The organism is Dendronalium phyllosphericum CENA369, from assembly GCF_016056275.1.
GTDB lineage: Bacteria > Cyanobacteriota > Cyanobacteriia > Cyanobacteriales > Nostocaceae > Dendronalium > Dendronalium phyllosphericum.
The window spans coordinates 1-1046 of sequence record NZ_JAECZA010000143.1 but is presented as its reverse complement, the minus strand read 5'-3'; the positions used below and the strand labels follow the sequence as shown (position 1 = coordinate 1046).

General features: G+C 45.2%; 1 protein-coding gene. It reads right to left on the bottom strand.

What is annotated here, in order from left to right:
- Nucleotides 1-53 precede the first annotated feature (53 nt).
- Nucleotides 54-869 (bottom strand): carbon-nitrogen hydrolase family protein, encoded by an 816-nt coding sequence (locus I8752_RS20920; RefSeq protein WP_214434215.1) that lies wholly within the window; start codon nt 867-869, stop codon nt 54-56.
- Nucleotides 870-1046: the final 177 nt, after the last annotated feature.

Sequence of the window (1046 nt, the reverse complement as noted above, 5' to 3'; positions counted from 1 at the left end):
AAAGATAAAACTCCTAACTCCTAACTCAGCACTCAGCACTCAGCACTCAGCACTCAACTAAATACTCTATGTTGTAGAGAAGGCATTTGACGACGAACTTGATCTAAACGCGAAGGGTTGATTTCTGCGATCGCAATTCCCGGCTGTTCGCCAGCATCGGCTAAAATTACTCCCCAAGGGTCGATAATCACAGCATGTCCGTGGGTTAGACGGCGGCTGTAGTTGTTGCCTGTTTGAGCAGGAGCAATGACGTAGGCGGTATTTTCAATCGCTCTTGCTTGTAATAATACTTGCCAGTGGTCTTTGCCAGTGAAGGCAGTGAAGGCAGCAGGCACAAATATGACATCAACTCCCTTGTCTGATAAATGGCGGTAAAGTTCGGGGAAGCGGACATCATAGCAAACAGAAAGTCCTATGTTACCGAGGTTTTCGGAAAAATAGACGGGGGGTAGTTGTTTACCAGCGACAACAGTGCTGGACTCTCGATAAGTGTTGCCGTCGGGAACATTCACATCAAAAAGATGTACTTTATGGTAGCGGGCAAGTTCTTCACCGCTGGGGTCGATCAGTACTGTAGTATTATGGACTTTGCCTGTATTATCTACTGGAACTGGAAAGCTGCCGCCCAAGATTGTAACTTGGAAGCGTTGAGCCATTTTTTTGAGGAATTGTTCGCTTTCAGTGGCGATCGCTTCTGCTTGATTCAGTTTATCTTTTTCTTCTCCCATAAAAGAAAAGTTTTCTGGCAAACCTACCAATTCAGCACCTCGACGCACAGCAAGATCTATTAATTCTTCTGCCTGTGCCAAATTTTGATGTAGGTCGGGCACACTGGTCATTTGAATAGCCGCTGCTAAATAAGACTTCATAGATTCAACAAAAAACAGTAGATTTTTGCGAGATAGATTTTCAAATATACCGAAAAGAGTGCGAGTTAGTTGTCAGTTGTCAGTTGTCAGTTGTCAGTTGTCAGTTGTCAGTTGTCAGTTGTGCCACTGCTCCCTCATCTCCCTCATCTCCCTCATCTCCCTCATCTCCCCCTGCTC